Annotated in this window: 15 protein-coding genes; 6 read left to right on the forward strand and 9 right to left on the reverse strand. The window is 64.6% G+C overall.

Annotated features, from left to right (window positions below):
* Positions 1-18: 18 nt before the first annotated feature.
* Positions 19-1,356 (reverse strand): omega-aminotransferase AptA, encoded by a 1,338-nt coding sequence (aptA, locus tag DDZ17_RS06185; protein ID WP_116365113.1) that lies wholly within the window; start codon positions 1,354-1,356, stop codon positions 19-21.
* Positions 1,357-1,474: 118 nt separating this feature from the next.
* Between aptA and DDZ17_RS06190 the strand changes: the two genes are divergently transcribed.
* Genes DDZ17_RS06190 through DDZ17_RS06200 form a run of 3 tightly spaced genes read left to right on the forward strand, consistent with a single transcriptional unit; the run spans position 1,475 to position 3,658 of the window.
* Positions 1,475-2,413, forward strand: coding sequence for a LysR family transcriptional regulator (locus DDZ17_RS06190; protein ID WP_116365114.1), 939 nt, complete (start codon positions 1,475-1,477; stop codon positions 2,411-2,413).
* A 48-nt stretch (positions 2,414-2,461) separates the two neighbouring features.
* Positions 2,462-3,052 carry a HupE/UreJ family protein gene (locus DDZ17_RS06195; protein WP_116365115.1) on the forward strand — a complete coding sequence of 197 codons (591 nt, stop codon included), beginning with the start codon at positions 2,462-2,464 and terminating at the stop codon, positions 3,050-3,052.
* Positions 3,053-3,658 carry a HupE/UreJ family protein gene (locus DDZ17_RS06200; RefSeq protein WP_116365116.1) on the forward strand — a complete coding sequence of 202 codons (606 nt, stop codon included), beginning with the start codon at positions 3,053-3,055 and terminating at the stop codon, positions 3,656-3,658.
* Between the two features lie 30 nt (positions 3,659-3,688).
* On the opposite strand, the gene DDZ17_RS06205 is transcribed toward DDZ17_RS06200, so the two are convergent.
* Positions 3,689-5,401: an FAD-binding protein gene (locus DDZ17_RS06205; RefSeq protein ID WP_116365117.1), complete on the reverse strand. Its 1,713-nt coding sequence runs from the start codon at positions 5,399-5,401 to the stop codon at positions 3,689-3,691.
* Positions 5,402-5,751: 350 nt separating this feature from the next.
* Between DDZ17_RS06205 and DDZ17_RS06210 the strand changes: the two genes are divergently transcribed.
* On the forward strand, positions 5,752-6,234 hold the full coding sequence (locus DDZ17_RS06210) for a c-type cytochrome (protein ID WP_116365118.1): 483 nt from the start codon (positions 5,752-5,754) through the stop codon (positions 6,232-6,234).
* 35 nt (positions 6,235-6,269) lie between these two features.
* On the opposite strand, the gene DDZ17_RS06215 is transcribed toward DDZ17_RS06210, so the two are convergent.
* The 6 genes from DDZ17_RS06215 to DDZ17_RS06240 all read right to left on the reverse strand — a co-directional run bounded on the left by DDZ17_RS06215 (position 6,270) and on the right by DDZ17_RS06240 (position 12,694).
* Positions 6,270-6,932, reverse strand: a complete 663-nt coding sequence (locus tag DDZ17_RS06215) for a cytochrome b/b6 domain-containing protein (protein ID WP_116365119.1) — start codon at positions 6,930-6,932, stop codon at positions 6,270-6,272.
* A 62-nt stretch (positions 6,933-6,994) separates the two neighbouring features.
* Entirely contained in the window at positions 6,995-8,344 is a 1,350-nt protein-coding gene (locus DDZ17_RS06220) for an amidohydrolase (RefSeq protein WP_116365120.1), read from the reverse strand.
* Between the two features lie 401 nt (positions 8,345-8,745).
* Positions 8,746-9,147, reverse strand: a complete 402-nt coding sequence (locus DDZ17_RS06225; protein WP_116365121.1) for a protein tyrosine phosphatase family protein — start codon at positions 9,145-9,147, stop codon at positions 8,746-8,748.
* A gap of 26 nt (positions 9,148-9,173) precedes the next feature.
* A complete protein-coding gene (locus DDZ17_RS06230; RefSeq protein WP_116365122.1) occupies positions 9,174-10,706 on the reverse strand; it encodes an arylsulfatase in 1,533 nt (510 codons plus the stop codon).
* 118 nt (positions 10,707-10,824) lie between these two features.
* Entirely contained in the window at positions 10,825-11,583 is a 759-nt protein-coding gene (locus DDZ17_RS06235) for a sulfite exporter TauE/SafE family protein (RefSeq protein WP_116365123.1), read from the reverse strand.
* 7 nt (positions 11,584-11,590) lie between these two features.
* Entirely contained in the window at positions 11,591-12,694 is a 1,104-nt protein-coding gene (locus tag DDZ17_RS06240; RefSeq protein ID WP_116365124.1) for a phosphoribosylaminoimidazolesuccinocarboxamide synthase, read from the reverse strand.
* Positions 12,695-12,873: 179 nt separating this feature from the next.
* Here DDZ17_RS06240 and DDZ17_RS06245 point away from each other — a divergent pair, with 179 nt between their 5' ends.
* Positions 12,874-13,890, forward strand: a complete 1,017-nt coding sequence (locus DDZ17_RS06245) for a phospholipase A (protein ID WP_116365125.1) — start codon at positions 12,874-12,876, stop codon at positions 13,888-13,890.
* On the opposite strand, the gene DDZ17_RS06250 is transcribed toward DDZ17_RS06245, so the two are convergent.
* Positions 13,870-14,598 carry a DUF6498-containing protein gene (locus tag DDZ17_RS06250; protein ID WP_157976487.1) on the reverse strand — a complete coding sequence of 243 codons (729 nt, stop codon included), beginning with the start codon at positions 14,596-14,598 and terminating at the stop codon, positions 13,870-13,872. The two genes, DDZ17_RS06245 and DDZ17_RS06250, sit on opposite strands and share 21 nt — an antisense overlap.
* A gap of 127 nt (positions 14,599-14,725) precedes the next feature.
* Here DDZ17_RS06250 and DDZ17_RS06255 point away from each other — a divergent pair, with 127 nt between their 5' ends.
* Positions 14,726-16,813: a TonB-dependent receptor gene (locus DDZ17_RS06255; protein ID WP_116365127.1), complete on the forward strand. Its 2,088-nt coding sequence runs from the start codon at positions 14,726-14,728 to the stop codon at positions 16,811-16,813.
* Positions 16,814-16,854 lie beyond the last annotated feature (41 nt).

Genomic DNA, 16,854 nt, shown 5'->3' on the forward strand with positions numbered 1-16,854 from the left:
TGCCGGGGAAAAGCGCGATTATGCCAGTTCCCGCAGGGTCTCGCCGAGGGCCGACAGCAAACTGTCGATGGCCGTGGTCTCAATGACGAAGGGCAGACCCATCTGTACCGTGTCGCCACCGTAGCGCACATAAAAGCCCTTCTCCCACATTTTCATGGCCACCTCAAAGGGGCGCCGGGCCGGCTCGCCGGGGTAGGCCTGCAATTGCAGTGCGCCGGCAAAACCGCAGTTGCGGATGTCGGTCACATAGGGCGCGCTCTGCAGCTGATGCAGGCCGTCCTCAAAGTACGGTGCCAGTTGCGCCACCCGCGCGGGCAGCTGCTCCTGCTCCAGGATGTCCAGGGCGGCAATACCCGCCGCACAGGCCACCGGGTGGGCTGAATAGGTGTAGCCGTGGGGGAACTCCAGCATGTACTGCGGGCCGCCCTGCTCCATAAAAGTGTGGTAGATGTCCCCGTGGGCGATCACCGCCCCCATGGGAATGGCGCCGTTGGTGAGCTGCTTGGCCACGTTCAGGATGTCGGGCACCACCCCGAAGGCCTCGGCGCCGGTCATGGCGCCACAGCGGCCAAAGCCGGTGATCACCTCGTCGAAGATCAGCAGGATGTCGTTGGCGTCGCAGATCTCCCGCAGCCGCTTCAAATAGCCGAGCGGCGGTGGAATCACCCCGGCGGAGCCAGCCATAGGTTCTACAATCACCGCGGCGATATTGCTGGCGTCGTGCAGGGCAATCAGTTCCAGCAGCTCATCCGCTAGGTGTGCGCCATTGGCCGGCAGGCCGCGGGTAAACACGTTGTCCGCCAGCAGGGTGTGGGACAGGTGATCGGCATCCAGGCCCTGGCCGAACAGCTTGCGGTTGGCGCCAATGCCACCCACCGCAATGCCGCCCCAGTTCACCCCATGATAGCCCTTGGCACGGCCGATCAGCTTGGTTTTAGCCGGCTGCCCCTTCAGGCGCCAGTAGGCGCGCGCCATTTTCAGGGCGGTGTCGGCGCACTCGGAACCGGAGTTGGTGAAGAACACATAATCCAGCCCGTCGGGGGTCAGGGCCTTGATGCGGTTGGCCAGCTCAAAGGAGCGCGGCTGGCCAAACTGGAAGGCCGGCGAGTAATCCAAGGTCTGCAGCTGCCGGGTTACCGCCTCGCTGATCTCCGGGCGGTTGTGGCCGGCGCCGCAGCACCACAGGCCAGACAGGCCATCGAGGATGCGGCGGCCGCGATCGTCAATGTAGTAGCAGCCGTCGGCGCCAACGATCATACGTGGGTCGTCCTTGAACTGGCGGTTGCCGGTGTAGGGCATCCAGTGGGCTTCCAGTTGCGCGCGGGTGAGGTGCTGGGTGTCTGGCATGTGGGTCATGGCCTGGTTTCCAAGTGGCTAATGCGAGGCATTCTAGGCCCGGCTATTAGTTTCATAAATTCATATTTAAGAACGTATATTTTCAGTATTATGAAACTTTTGAATAGCGGGCAATCCGATGAAAAAACGCGCCCTGCTCGGCACCGTTACCGACAGCGACCTGCGCCTGCTGCGGGTGTTTCGCGCGGTGGTGGCCTGCGGCGGCTTTGCCGCGGCGGAGTTGGAACTGAACATCAACCGCTCGACCATCTCGCGCCACATCAAGGATCTGGAAACCCGCCTTGGCGTCACCCTGTGCCGGCGCGGGCGGGGCGGTTTCGCCCTCACCCACGAGGGCCAGCAGGTACATGCCAGCGCCCTGAAAATGATGTCGGCGATGCAGGACTTTCAGCACGAGGTGAACGACCTGCACCGCCAGCTCACCGGCAACGTGACCCTGGCCCTGTTCGACAAGACCGCCTCCAACCCCGAGTGCCGCATCGCCACCGCGCTGGGGCACTTTGATGCACTGGCGCCGGAGGTTCACCCCCAGGTGCATGTGGAACCCATCAACGCCATCGAGCGCGGGGTGATCGAGGGGCGCTACCACATTGGCGTCATACCCGAGCACCGCCCCTCCGCCAGCCTGCGCTATTTTCCCCTGTTCCGCGAGCAGATGTACCTGTACTGCGGCAGCGCCCACCCCCTGTTTGCCCAGCGCGCCAGCCGGGATGCAGTGCGCCGCAGCAAGTACGTGGGCATTGGCTACCACAGCCCAAACATGGAAGTGACCCGCCAGCTTGGCCAGCAACGCCACGCCACCGCCTACGATCAGGAGGCAGTGGCCCACCTGGTGCTGTCCGGCGCCTACCTTGGCTACCTGCCCGCCCACTACGCCGCCCCCTTCGAGGCCAGCGGCCAGATGCGCGCCCTGCTGCCAAAAACCTTCCAGTACGTGTGCGAATTCAGCGCTATCTTGCGCCCGGCGCCACCACCCAACCGGATTGTCAAAACCCTGCTCGACTGCCTGCTCAGTGCCCACGGGCTATCTGACACGGACGCGCTGAATTGGGTATGATGCCGCCCTTCACCGCAAGCCATCACTCAGACCATGAAAGGCCCCACGATGACCCAAAAACGACTGCAATCCCTCCTTGCCGGCTCGCTACTGCTGCTGGCCGGCACCGCCCAGGCACACGCCCCCACCGATATCGCCGGCGGCTTCAGCAGCGGCTTTTTGCACCCCCTGCTGGGCTGGGATCACGTGGCCGCCATGGTGGCCGTTGGCCTATGGGGCGCCTTCCTCGGCCGCCCCGCCATCTGGCTGCTGCCGGTGGTGTTCCCGCTGGTGATGGCCATCGGTGGCGCCCTCGGGGTGGCCGGCATTGCCCTGCCCGGGGTGGAAATAGGCATTGCCGCCTCGGCCCTCGTGCTCGGCCTGATGGTGCTGCTGGCGGCGCGGCCGCCGCTGCCGGTGGCCGCGGTGCTGGTGGGCGTATTCGCCATCTTCCACGGCCATGCCCACGGCACCGAATTGCCCCACGCCGCCAGCCCGCTGGCCTACAGCCTGGGCTTTGTACTCTCCACTGGCCTGTTGCACCTGGCCGGTATCGCCTTCGGCCTGCTTACCCGCCTGCGCTTTGGCAATACCCTGGTACGCGCCGGCGGCGCGGTTATCGCCCTGGCCGGCGCCTGGTTCCTGTTCCAGGCGCTTTGAGTGAAGCTCGCTCGCCCCGCCGCGCGGCCCGCCCTGGCTGCGCTGCTGGCCCTGCTGCCGCAGTTGGCCCTGGCCCACAGCCCCATTGAAGGCATTGGCCGTTTCTACGGTGGCCTGCTGCACCCGGTGATGGTGTTGCCCCACGCCCTGGCGTTACTCACCTTTGCCTTACTGGTGGGCCAGGTTGGGGTAAGCGCCATGCGCCGGGCCTACCCGCCCTTCCTGCTGGCACTGGCGGTGGGGCTGACGCTGGCCGGCTTTAATATTACCTTTGGCCTGCCAAGCGAACGCCTGCTGCTGTCCAGCGCCCTGCTGTGCGGGCTGCTTGCGGTTGCCCAGTGGAAACTGCCCCTGCTCGGTTTTACCGTGCTGGGCGCCCTGCTCGGCGCGGTGGTGGGGCTGGATTCCGGCGTTGAGGCAAGCCTAAGCCGCCAGGAGACCTTTGCCGCCCTGCTGGGCTGCTGGCTGGGGGCCGCCATCGGCCTGATTGTGATTGCGGGGGTTGTGGAACTGGCGCGCCGGCCCTGGCAGCGCTTAGCGGTGCGCATTGTCGCGTCGTGGGTGTGCGCCAGCACGCTGCTGGTGCTGGCGCTGGCCCTGCGCTAGGCAGCGAGGGCCAGTGCCGCGGCGTGCCGGTCAGTCGCGGTAGCCGGTGATGGCCTTGGCGGCCTGGTAGGCGAAGGTCATGGCCGGGCCCAGGGTTGAACCAGGGCCGGGATAACAGGGCAGCGTCGGCGCGCTGCAGTTACCAATGGCGTAGAGCCCCTCGATCACCGAGCCGTCATCCCGCACAACCTGGGCGTCGGCATTGATCACCATGCCGCCCTGGGTACCGAAGTCGCCCGGGTCAACCTTCATGGCGTAGTAAGGCGCGGTATCCACCGGCCCCAGGCAGGGGTTGGGCGAGAAGCGCGGGTCGCCGTAGTAGCGGTCGTAGGCCGCATCGCCACGCTGGCAATCCAGATCCACACCGGTGCGCGCGTACTCGTTCATGTTGTCCACGGTTTTTTGCAGGCCAGCCGGGTCGACGCCGATTTTGCGCGCCAGTTCGGGAATGGTGTCGGCCTTGGCAAAAAAGCCCTCTTCTTCATAGCGCTTGGGCAGGGCCCAGTCGGGGCGGAACTTGCTGTTGTACAGCGGCCCAACGAAGTAGCGGGCGCGGAAATTGGCGTCGAACACCTGCCAGGCCGGGTTGCAGGGGTTGTCCTCGCTGTGTTTCTGGAAGGTCTCCTGCTGGAAGGCCATGTAGTTCTGCGATTCGTTGCTGAAGCGTTCCCCCGCCGGGTTCACCACAATGGAGCCGGGGTAGGACTTTTCCATAATCGACAGGCGCGGAATCTCCTCGCCCGGCACGGAGATGGTGTTGCACCACCAGGCCTCGTTCATGCGGTGCATTTTGGCGCCCAGGCGAATGCCTTCGCGAATCGCATCGCCGGTGTTGTCCAGGGTGCCGGCGCTCCAGCGGTGGTCGGTGGGCTGGGGCAGGTACTGCTCGCGCATCTGCTGGTTGTGCTCGAACCCCCCCGCCGCCAGGATCACCGCCTTGCGGGCCTGGATGCGCAGCACCTGGCCGCCGCGGTTGACCTCGATACCCAGCACCTTGCCGTCTTCATCGATCACCCGGGTCATGGCGGTGTTCAGCCACAGGGGAATATCCCGGTCCTGCAGCGAGGCACGCAGGCGTGCCACCCCCGCGCAACCGGTGGCAAGGCGGCGGTGAAACTTGTCCTTCAGGCGCCAGGGAATATCCAGCACATAGTCCAGCACCAGCTTGGCGGCGGTTTTCCACCAGCCCGGTTGCTGGCCGACGAGCAGGGCCGCCTCTACCTGGGTGATGCCGATCAGCCCCCCCAGGTGCATCATCGGGTGGGTGCGCCGCAGGCGGCGCCACTCGTCACCGAGCTGGTCGGCGTTGAAGGGCTCGGGCTCCATGGAGCGGTGCCCCTCGCGGGAGCCGTCGAGGTTGGTGTAGTAATCCGGGTAGTGGGCAAGGGACACGTAGCGCACCTGGGTGCGCTCGTGCAGAAAGTCGACCATCTTGGGGCCGTTTTCCAGGAAGGCGTCCAGCTGGTAGTTGGGCACCTCTTCCTCGGTAATCAGCTGGCGCAGGTAGGTGCGCGCATCGTCGATGGTATCCTGCGCCCCCTGGGCCCTGGCGTAGCGGTTGCAGGGAATCCACACCCCGCCGCCGGAAATGGAGCTGGTGCCACCGTAAAGGTGGGACTTCTCCACCACCAGCACATCGCGGCTGCCCATTTCATAGCTGCACAGGGCCGCCGTTTGCCCCCCGTTGCCGGAGCCGACGACCACCACGTCAAAGCTGTAATCCCACTGTTGTTCTGCGGACATGCAACACCTCATAAAAAGCAAGGCGCAATGGTAGCCCAGCGACCACACAAATCGGCCCTCTGCGCCCGGTGAAGGGACCCAAGGTTCAATAAATTGGTCGCGCTGTGGGGGCTGGAATGAAAAGCTGCACCGTCGCCGCGCCGCCCCAGGCACGCACCGAGCCTTGCCAGCCATCGCCAGCCCTGTCTAAGATGCTGGCAGGTGGTGGTTCCGGTACTGCTGCCCTTTGAACGGCCAATCGCTGGAGCGGCCATTCTCAAGAACACGCTCGACGATCAATTGGACGATCAATTCGTCAACCAAATTCGACAACCAACCAGGCAACACACTCAACAAAAAAGGATACCGCCATGCGCAAGCTGCTTCGCCATTCCCTGATTGCCGCCGGCCTCAGCGCCGCCATCGCCGCCCCCCTCGCCGTTGCACACTTCGACGACAAAGAACCCCTGCAGTCCTGGCGGCAGTCCTATTTTGCTCTGCTGGCCGCCAATTTCGGCCCCATCGGTGCCATGGTCAAGGGCGAAGCGCCCTGGGACGAGGCCAAGCTGAAGGCCTACGCGGAAGACCTGGAACACATCAGCGAAGTGGATGCCCTGCGCTTCTTCGCCCCCGGTTCGGACAAGGGCCAGACCCGGGCCAAACCGGAAATCTGGAACAACATGCAGGACTTTTCCGACAAGTACGCCGCCCTGCAACGCGCTGCCGATACCCTGGAAGATGTGGTGGAAGACAGTGCCGGCGACCGCAAGGCCGTGGCCCAGGCCTTTGGTGAAGTGGGCAAGGCCTGCAAGGCCTGCCACGACGATTACAAAGCGAAGAACTATCTCTACTGAGCCCTGCCATAACTAGGCCCTGCCAACAACAGGGCCTACCAGTAGCTGACCGGTGCCGGCACCAGGGCGAAGGCGACCCACAGCAGGGCGCCGACCAGCACCAGCAGCAGCGGCGCGCGCCACCAGGGCACCGGTGGCGCGCTGCCCTCGCGCCCGGGGGCACGCCCGGCGAACATGGCCTGCAGGAGCTTTTCACCGCGCCCGAACTGGTAGTACAGCACTGCCGTAAGGTGCAGGCCGATCATCACCAGCAAGGCGTTAAAGCAGACCTCGTGCACTACCCCGGCGGTATCCTGCCATTCGCTGCTGGCCAGGTGGCGCAGCGGGCCGTCGAACAGAATATCGTCGCCGTTAAAGAGGCCACTCGCCACCTGCATCAGTAGCAGCGTCAGCATCACCAGCACCGACCAGCCGCCCAGGGGGTTGTGGCCCTCGGCGTGCCCCGCCTTGCCGCACACGTAGGCAATGAGCGTGGCGGGGCCGCGAACAAAACTGGCAAAACGTGACGCGCGGCTGCCGAGCCATCCCCAGCACAGGCGAAACAGCACCAGCAACAGCACGCCGTAGCCGATCCACTCGTGCCATTGCATGTGGCCCTCTTCCGCTGTCCACCAGGCAGCCGGCAGCGCCGCCACCAGCAGCCAGTGGAAGGCGCGGGTAGCCCAGTCCCACAGCGGATAGGCCGCGCGCTCAGACATGGCTCACCAGCCCCATGCGGCCGGCTGTTGTTGCCGGCCTAGCAAAAAAGCCACCCCCGCGTTCACTCGCCAGGGGCCTGCAGCAAATCCATCAGCGCGGTAACCGTGGCCTCCACCCCCAGGGTAACGGCGGGCTCGGGGGTGATCTTGAACAGCGGCGAGTGGTGCGATGGCACTGGCGTGCCACCGGCCTCCTCGCGATCGAAATCCGCCTGCGGCGTGCCGCCAATGGCGAAGTAAGTGCTCGGAATGTAGGGGTCGGTGGTGAAGAAGGGGAAGTCCTCAGCGCCCATGCCCTTGCGCTTCTGTGGCTCGGCGATGCTGTCTTCACCGAGTTTTTCAACCCACACGGAACGCAGGCGCTGGGTCAGCTTGCTGTCGTTGATGGTGGGGGGCACCCACTCCTCGGACACAATCACCTCGGGCAGTTTGTCTTCGGGCAGCCCGGCCACCCGGCCCATGTTCTCCGCCACCCGCTTGATGCCATCCAGCAGGAGCTGGCGGGTTTCCAGGTCGTCGTTGCGCACTGTCAATTGCAGGCGCGCCTGGTCGGAAATGATGTTGTGCTTGGTGCCGGCATGGAAGGAGCCCACGGTGATAACGCCACCGAAACGCGGGGGCTTTTCGCGGCTGATGACCGTCTGCAGGGCCAGCACGATCTGGCTGCCCAGCACTACCGGGTCCACACCGCGATGGGGGCTGGCGCCGTGGGCGCCCACCCCGTGGATGATGATGTCCACGGTGTCCGCGCCAGAGTAAGGCGAGTCTTCCGTCACCCCGATCTTGCCGGTGGGCAGCTCCGAGGTCACGTGAAACGCCAGGGCATAATCCGGCTGCCCAAAGCGCTGCCAGAGCTTGTCTTCCATCATCAGCTTGGCGCCGCCGACCCGTTCCTCGGCGGGCTGGCCAATCAGCATCAAGGTGCCGGACCACTGGTCCTTGCGCGCCGCCATGGCGCGCGCCGTACCCACCAGGGCGGTGATGTGCACATCGTGACCACAGGCGTGCATCACAAAGACCTCGTTGCCGTCCCAGTCCACCTGCTTGGCGCGGGAGGCATTGGGCAGGCCGGATTTCTCCTCCACCGGCAGGCCGTCCATGTCGGCGCGCATCATCACCAGCGGGCCCGGGCCATTCTTCATCATTGCCACCACGCCGGTACCACCGACGCCCTCGGTCACCTCAAAACCCGCGGCGCGCAACTCCTTGGCCAGGCGCGCGGCGGTTTTGGTCTCCATGTTGGAGAGCTCCGGGTTACGGTGAAAGTAGTCGAACAGTTCGCCGAGGTGGTTCTGGTAATCCTTCTCGACGGCCTTGCTGAGGTCATCGGCATGGGCCAGCGGAATAGACAGCGGCATGGAAAGGGCACCACCAAGGGTAGCGGCAGCAAACAGGGAGCGGGCTCGAGACATGGGCAGTTTCCTTGGAACGGAACAATCAGCCATCGAGGCTAACAGAGCCGGCGCAAAGCGCAAGCGCGCGGAACGGACAGCGCGCTGCGCAGACACACTGCGGAACTGATTAGCGAGGGCATTGATGTGGCGGTGTAGCAATCGCCCTGGCAGCGCAGGGTGATGAAGTGCATCCCCTGCCACGCAACAACGCTCCCGGCGCCTGAGCCGGGGTGTTGCACGTCAAATGATGAAAAAAAGTGTCTCGGCTGAGACTGTGGCTATCCGCTGAAGCCAAAACTATCGGCTAAACGAAAGGGTATCGGCTGCAACGGAAGGTGATCAGCTAAACGAAGGCTACCCGCTGAAGCGCATGGTCGCGGCCCAAACGAGAGCCATCGGCCGCAATGTGGCCTGTTGCCTCAGCCGAGGCGATCGGCCATCGACAGGTCGTAGCCCAGCTGGCGGGCCTGCTCCCGCGCCTGGGGGCGCTCGGCCTCCGGGCGCGAGGCAACCCACAGGTTGGTGGAGCGCGTTCCGCTGCGACAGAAGGCCAGCACCGGGCCCCCCTCGTCGAAGGCGGCGGCAATATCTGCCAGCGGCGCACCCGGAAAGTTCATCGCCGTTACCGGCAAAAAGCGGTATTCCAGGCCGGCAGCCGCCGCAGCGGCGGCCATTTCCGCGCTGCTCGGCTGGCCGGGCACTTCCCCGTCGGGACGGTTGTTGAACACCACGCGAAAGCCGGCCTCGGCGATGGCCGGCATATCCGCCGGCGAAATCTGCTCCGAGGCTGCCACGCTGTCACTGAGGCGAACAATTCTCATACCGGCTCCCACGAGGTCGTCAAAGGCTACTGCTTATACAGGGCTTCGAGGATCTGGTCTACCGTAAAGGAAGCCGGACGCTGGCGCGGCGGGTATTCCTGCAGCGATTTCACAAAGGCGCCGACTGCCACCTGGGCCTTCATCGCCTGGGGGCCAATCTTGCGATCCCACCAGTTGTTGTAGCCGTTGGAATCGGTATCGGCGCGCTCGAAGGGATCGCGGCGCAGGTGGAACAACTTGGGAATGCGCAGGGGCACGAAAGGATCGCGCCACACGTCGAAACGGTTGGCGCGCTGCTCGGCAAACACCAGTTTCCAGTCGCCGATACGGGCGGCGGTCAGCTGGCCGTCGTCGCTGAAGTAGAAGAATTCCTCGCGCGGCGTAGACTCGCTCTTGCCTGTGAGGTAGGGCAGGAAGTTATAACCATCCAAGTGGACCTTGAAGGACTTGTCGCCAAAACGCTTGCCCTTTTTCAGGTCTGCCACCACTTTGTCCTGGCCGGCGGCGGCCATCAGGGTCGGCACCCAGTCCAGGTGGGACATCACCTGGTTGCTGATACGGCCGGCGGGAATGTGCTGCGGCCAGCGCACCACGGCCGGCACCCGGAAGCCACCCTCCCAGTTGGTGTTCTTTTCACCGCGGAAGGGGGTAATGGCGGCGTCGGGCCACAGGTTGTAGTGGGGGCCGTTGTCGGTGGTGTAGAGCACTATGGTGTTGTCGGCAATGCCCAGAGCATCAAGCTTGCTGAGCAACTGGCCAACATGGCCGTCGTGCTCCACCATCGCGTCGTTGTAGAAGCCCTGGCCGCTGGCGCCCAGGGTATCGTCCTTCACGTGGGTGTAGTAGTGCATCCGGGTGGAGTTAAACCACACGAAAAAGGGCTTTTCCGCCTGGTGGGCACGGTCGATAAAGTCCAGGGACGCGGCCAGGAATTCCTCGTCGACGGTCTGCATGCGCTTGCGGGTCAGGGGGCCGCTGTCTTCAATGCGCCCGTCGGCAAAGCTGTGAATCACACCGCGCGGGCCAAAGCGCTTGCGGAAGGCCTCGTCCTGCGGGTAGTCGGGGTCTTCCGGGTTTTCCTCGGCATTCAGGTGGTACAGGTTGCCGAAGAATTCGTCAAAGCCGTGGTTGGTGGGCAAAAACTCGTCCCGGTCACCCAGGTGGTTCTTGCCGAACTGGCCACTGGTATAGCCCAGCGGGCGCAGCAGTTCGGCCAGAGTCGGGTCTTCGGGCTGGATACCCAGGTCCGCCCCGGGCACACCCACCTTGGTCAGCCCGGTGCGCAGGGGGTGCTGGCCGGTAATAAAGGCGGAGCGCCCGGCGGTGCAGCTCTGCTCACCGTAGTAGTCGGTGAAAATAGTGCCCTCGTTGGCGATGCGGTCGATGTTGGGGGTCTGGTAGCCCATCTGCCCCATGCTGTAGCGGCTGATGTTCCAGATGCCGATGTCGTCGCCGAAGATCACCAGAATATTGGGCTTTTCAGCCGCCAGTGCCAGCTGGCAGCCAAGGCCAATCAGCAGGGTCGCGGCCAGCCGGCCGATGCGCTTTCGCAGGAACATGCTTGTTATCCTTCTCGTGTTGATGACAGGGCCCCCAGGCTGACTATAGCCCAAGCGCGGCCAGCCAGCTTAGCGTGGGCGTGCCCACCTTTCTGTAAAACAGCTGACATTCTACGCTTCAGGTGAGGCCGACTTCACCCAGCCCCTGCCACAGCAGGCGGCAGCCCACCAGGGCCAGAAACACGCTGATAATACCGTAGTAAAGCCTGGGCTCGGTGCGCTCCACCAGGTAGCGCCCGAACAGCACTCCCAGTGGGGCCAGCGGCACCAGCACCAGGGAGTACAGCAGGTTTTCGCCGCTGAACTGCCCCAGCAGGTAGTAGGGAATGAGCTTGACGGCATTGACCGCAGCGAAGAACAGCCCGGCGGTACCGGCAAACAGCAGCGGCGGCAGCCCCCGGGGCAGCAGGTACATGGTCAGCGGCGGGCCGCCGGCGTGAATGCTGAAACTGGTGAAGCCGGCTAGGCTGCCGAAACAGGCGGCGCTGGCTGCCTTGTGGGGGCGGGCCTTGCGCGCCGCGCCAGACAACAGGAAATGGGCGCCAAACACCAGCGCAACCACGCCGATCAGCACCCGCATCCAGGCATCGCTGAAGCTGTCGGCGGTGAAGTAACCCACCGCAACCCCCACCAGCGCCCCCGGCAACAACAGGCGCAGGGCACGGCCGTCGTACTGGCCCCAGTAGCTTTTCACCACCACCGCGTCCATCACCACCAGAATCGGCAGCAGGATGGCGGCGGCCTGGGTGGGCGACATCACCAGGGCCATCAGCGGCACAGACACCATGGCGATGGCACCGCCAAAGCCGCCCTTGGCAATGCCGTACAGCAGTACCGCGGGAATGCTGACGAGGTAAAAAAGCGGCTCGTTCAGCAAAGCGGCGTCAATCGACCAGGCCGAATTCGTCGCGCAGGACGCTGATGATTTCCGCCTTGGGATTATCCGAAATCACCAGCTTCTCGCCGGTGATGCGCTCGGCAATGCCAACGTAGGTGTCGCTCACCGCCATCAGCACCTCGGTGGGCAGGGCGTTGTCCCGCGCCAGGGCCTGGCGCTCGGCCATGCGGTCCTTGTTGAGCAGAATGTCGCTGTCCGGGAAGTGGTTCAGCAACAGCTGACGGAAGCCCTCCTTGGAGTTCTCGACGATCTTGCCCTCGCGCCAGGCCGGGCCGTCCCAGATGCGGGAGGAATCCGGGGTGCCGACTTCATCCATGTAGATCAGTTTTTCCTGGCCGGCGGCATCGGTGACGTAGCCAAACTCGAACTTGGTGTCGACGAAGATCTGGTCCAGCTTGGCCAGCTCGGCGCTGATCACGTCAAAACCCTCTTTGAGCAGGGTTTCGTAGCGGTCGATATCGGCCTGGTTGCTGAAGTTGAAGGCCGCGTAGTTGGCGTCGATATCAGCGCGGGTAATGTTGACATCGTCCACCGCCGGCACGCCGGGAATGCCCTCGAGAATGCCCTTGGTGGAGGGGGTAATCAGCAGCTCGGGCAGTTTCTGGTCGCGCTCCAGGCCATCGGGAATGGCGATGCCGCAGAACTCCCGTTCGCCCTTGGCGTAGCTGCGCCACATGGAGCCGGTGATGTACTGGCGGGCAATGGCCTCGATCATCACCGGGCGCGCCTTCTGCACGATCCACACCAGCGGGTGGGGAATCTCCAGGATGTGGCTGTCGGCCAGGCCCTGCTCGCGGAACAGGCGGAACCAGTGGTTGGAAATGGCGTTCAGGGCTGCGCCTTTGCCCGGCACGCCGGCCATGCCACCCTCGCCGTGCCAGATACAGTCAAAGGCGGAGATGCGATCGGAGATCACCATAATGGCCAGCGGCGCATCGGCGGCCACATCGTAGCCGCGCTCGCGCACCAGGCGCGCGCTGTCTTCGGGGGTCAGCCAGTACACCGAGCGCACCTTGCCGCTGTGAATGGGCTCCGCGGTGCGGATGGGTAGATCGTTGTTTACCGCCAATACCTTGTCTGCAAGACTCATGTGCCTGTCCTGATCTGTCGATTGCTGAGGGGGATGAACACCGCGCCGACGCGGCGCCGCGAAAGGGCGAATCATAGCAAAGTCACCGGCGCGAAGGCATCCCCGGGACATCCCCGGAGTTTGTCGCCCTGCCGCCCTTTCACTATCATTGGCGGCCCTTTGCCACCCCGAGATGCACCATGCTGCGCTACCCTGCCATTCTGACCGCCCTCCTGCTGCTGGCCCTGCCGCCACACCCTGCGGGGGCCGCCACCTCCCTCGCCGACTGCGCGCTGATTCGCGACGACGCCCTGCGCCTTGGCTGCTACGACGCCCTGGCCCGAGACCAGGCCATGGCAGCCGAACCGATGGAGAACGACGCCCCGGAACAGGAGGTGATCGTGCAGGAAGGGCCCGGCCGCAAGGAACTGCTGGCCGGTGAGCGCCTGCGCCAGGAAGAGGCCATCGCCAACAACGCCTTTGTGCTGACGCCCCACCGCCGCAACTACCTGTTGCCGGTGACCTACAACGCCAAGCCCAACGAGGCGTCCTGGAATACCCAGTACCCCGACGAGGACATGCAGGACATCGAGGCCAAGTTCCAGCTGAGCGTGAAGGCCCTGCTGTGGGAGGACGTCTTCGGCGATCGCGGCAGCCTGTGGGTGGGCTATACCCAGGAAAACTGGTGGCAGGTTTACAGCGAATCCTCCCCCTTTCGCGAAACCAACTACCAGCCGGAGCTGTTCCTGACCTTCGCCAACGACTGGGAGGTTCTCGGGTTCACCAACACCGTGCTGAGCCTGGGCCTGAACCACCAGTCCAACGGCCAGGGCGGCGACCTGTCACGCAGTTGGAACCGCGTGATGGGCGGCGCAGTGTTCGAGCGCGAGCGCATGACCCTAAGCGCCCGGGCCTGGTATCGCCTGCCCGAAGACGACGAGGAAGACGACAACACCGACGTGCTGGAATACTACGGCTACGGCGATCTCACCGGCGTGTGGCGCTACAAGCAGAACGAGTTTTCCGTGATGCTGCGCAACAACCTGCGCGGCGGCGACGACAACAAGGGGGCCGTGCAACTGGAGTGGACCTACCCCATCAGCCCGCGCTTCAAGGGCTACGTGCAGTACTTTTACGGTTACGGCGAAAGCCTGATCGACCAGGACCACCTGACCAACCGCATCGGCATTGGCTTTTCACTGACGGACCTTTTGTAACTCACCGAAGGGCCGGTAGGTTACCGGCTCTCGCTGGGCAATATGGCGGTGCTCGCGCAGGTGCAGGGCAATGTCCACGCCCAGTTTGAGCAGGATCAGCACAACCAGCATAGACAGCGGCTCGCCCAGGGCCACCACACCAATGCCGCCAATCAGCACCGCCACGTGCAAAATAACAATGCGCCCGTAAGGCGCGAACATCAGCGCCTTGATGCCCAGGCGGTCGCGTTCGCGCGCCAGCAGGAAGTTCATCACGAACGACACCCCATGGCTCAGCACCAGGGCGGCGAAGGCCACCAGCCAGGCAGCGGGGGCGTGCGCCAGCACCTGGCGCACCACATCCACCAGCAACTGCACAAACACCAAAAAGAACGGCCAGGGCTCGCCGCTTAAAAAATCCGCCTGCGGGTCGACCAGCATTTTCAGGATGAACAGGCCGTGCACCGCACAGAAGCCGCCGTAATGCACCGTAAAAAAGCAGGCTGTGAACAGCCCGCCGATGGGCGATGTCACCAGCATTTTCAGCAGGGTATAAAAGCCCACCACCAGATTCTCCGACCAGTACAGCACCACCAGCGCCGCCACGTCCCAGTCCAGCCAGAGCACACCGTACAGGGGCAGCAGGTTGACCACGACCAGCAGCGCCAGCGACGCCCTGCGCCTTAAACCGTTATAGGATGGCTGGCTGTTAAGCGGCGTCTCTGTCATGGTGTGCCCCCGGCCCCTGCCCCGCCACCTGATTTGGGGCACAAAAGTGGCTAGAATAGCGCAGCCCCGCGACGCCACCAACGCAGGGGCTGCCATCCTATAAATCCAAGAGGTGCACCGCCACACCATGAAATACGCTAACGCCTGCCAATCCCGAACCCGCAAACTGACCCTGGCGCTGCTGCCCTGCGTGGCCGCCGCGGCCCACCCTGCGGCCTTTGCCAGCGCCGGCGAGCCGGCCCTGCACACCGAGCAGGTGCTGGTGACCGCCACCCGCAGCCCGCGGGATGCCCTGCGCATCCCGCTCAGCCACGCCAGTGTGGACGCCGATGCCATCGACCTCACCGGCGCCATCCATATCAACGAACTGATGCAGCGTGTATCCGGCAGCTGGATCAGCCGCGGCAACGGGCAGGAAAGCCTCACCGCGCTGCGCTCGCCAGTGCTGACCGGCGCTGGCGGCTGCGGCTCCTTCCTGATGGCCGCCGACAGCATCAGCCTGCGAGCGCCGGGTTTTTGCAACGTGAACCAGCTGTTTGACGCCAATACCGAGCAGGCCGGACGGGTGGAGGTCATCAAGGGCCCCGCCACCGCGCTCTACGGCACCAGCGCCATGCACGGGGTGATCAACGTGCTCTCCCCCACCCCGGCCGAAACCCCCGAGCAGCACTTGTCCCTGGAGGCCGGCGCCAACGACTACTACCGGGGCGGCTACCACTACAGCGGCAACCACGGCAGCCACGGCATCGACCTGCGCGTCAACGGCAGCACCGACGGCGGCTACCTGGACGACGCCGGCTACGACCAGCAGAAGCTCAGCCTGCGCCACGACTACAGCGGCGAAACCTGGGCCTTCCAGAGCGTGGTGGAAGGCAGCAACCTGAACCAGGAAACCGCCGGTTTTATCAGTGGCTACAAGGTGTATGAAGACGATGACCTGCGCCGCGACAACCCCAACCCGGAAGCCTACCGCGACGCCTGGTCGGTGCGCGCCTACAGCCAGGCCTCCCGCGAGCTTGCCGGCGGCACGACACTGCAGATCACCCCCTACTACCGCAAAAACCGCATGACCTTCCTGCAGCACTTTGTGCCCTGGCAGCCGGTGGAAGACAACGGCCACGAGAGTCTGGGCCTGCGCACCCTACTGCAGGGTGAACGGGGCGCGCTGACCTGGATGGCCGGCGCCGAGGCAGAGTTGACCGACGGCTGGCTCACCGAAATCCAGGACGGCGACTTCAGCCCCAACCAGCCCGCCGGCGTGCACTACGACTACCAGGTGGACGCCCTCACCGCCGCCCTGTTCACCCAGCTGAGCTGGCAGCTGGCGCCGCGCTGGACCCTCGACGGCGGCCTGCGCTACGAGGACACCCGCTACGACTACGACAACCGCACCGGCGATGGCGACGCCTGCGCCCCCGGGGCCTCGGCCTGTCGCTTCTATCGCCCGGCGGATCGCACCGACAGCTTTGAGGATGCCACCGTCAACCTGGGCCTGGCCTTTGAGTACCGCCCCCGGCAGGTGCTGTTTGTGCGCGCTGCCAACGGCTTTCGCGCACCGGAGACCAGCGAGCTCTACCGCCTGCAGGCCGGCCAGCAGGTGGCCGACCTGGATTCGGAGCAGATCCAGAATCTGGAGGTGGGGTTGCGCGGGGACGTGGGCGGTAGCCTCAACTACAGCCTGTCGCTTTACCACATGCGCAAGGACGATGTGATTTTCCAGGATGCCGACCGCTACAACGTGAGCGGCGCCCGCACCCGCCACCGCGGCGCCGAGCTGTCGCTGGACTATCGCTTTCTGGAACAGTGGTATGCCGGGCTCGACTTTACCGTGGCCAAGCACAGCTACGACAACAACCCACAGCTGCTGGGCCTGAATGAGAACATCGCCGGCAACGACATCGACACCGCCCCGCGCCGCTTTGGCAGCGCCCGGCTGGGCTGGCAGGGCCAGCGCGCGGTGGCGGAGCTGGAATGGGTGTACCTGGACGAGTATTACCTGGAGCCCACCAACAGCTTTGAATACGAAGGCCACCAGTTGTTGAACCTGCGGGCATCTACTGCCCTCGGCCGCGGCCTGTCCGCCACCGTGCGGGTCACCAACCTGCTGGACGAGGAGTACGCCGAACGCGCCGACGTGGGCTTTGGTGAATATCGCTACTTTGTGGGCCAGCCGCGCAGCGTTTTCCTGCAGCTGGATTACAGCCTGGGCGGGTAAGGCCGCCCTTTTGCTATAACAGGCGGCTCACCGCCGCCTGC

It is taken from the genome of Parahaliea mediterranea (assembly GCF_003402235.1).
Lineage (GTDB): Bacteria > Pseudomonadota > Gammaproteobacteria > Pseudomonadales > Halieaceae > Parahaliea > Parahaliea mediterranea.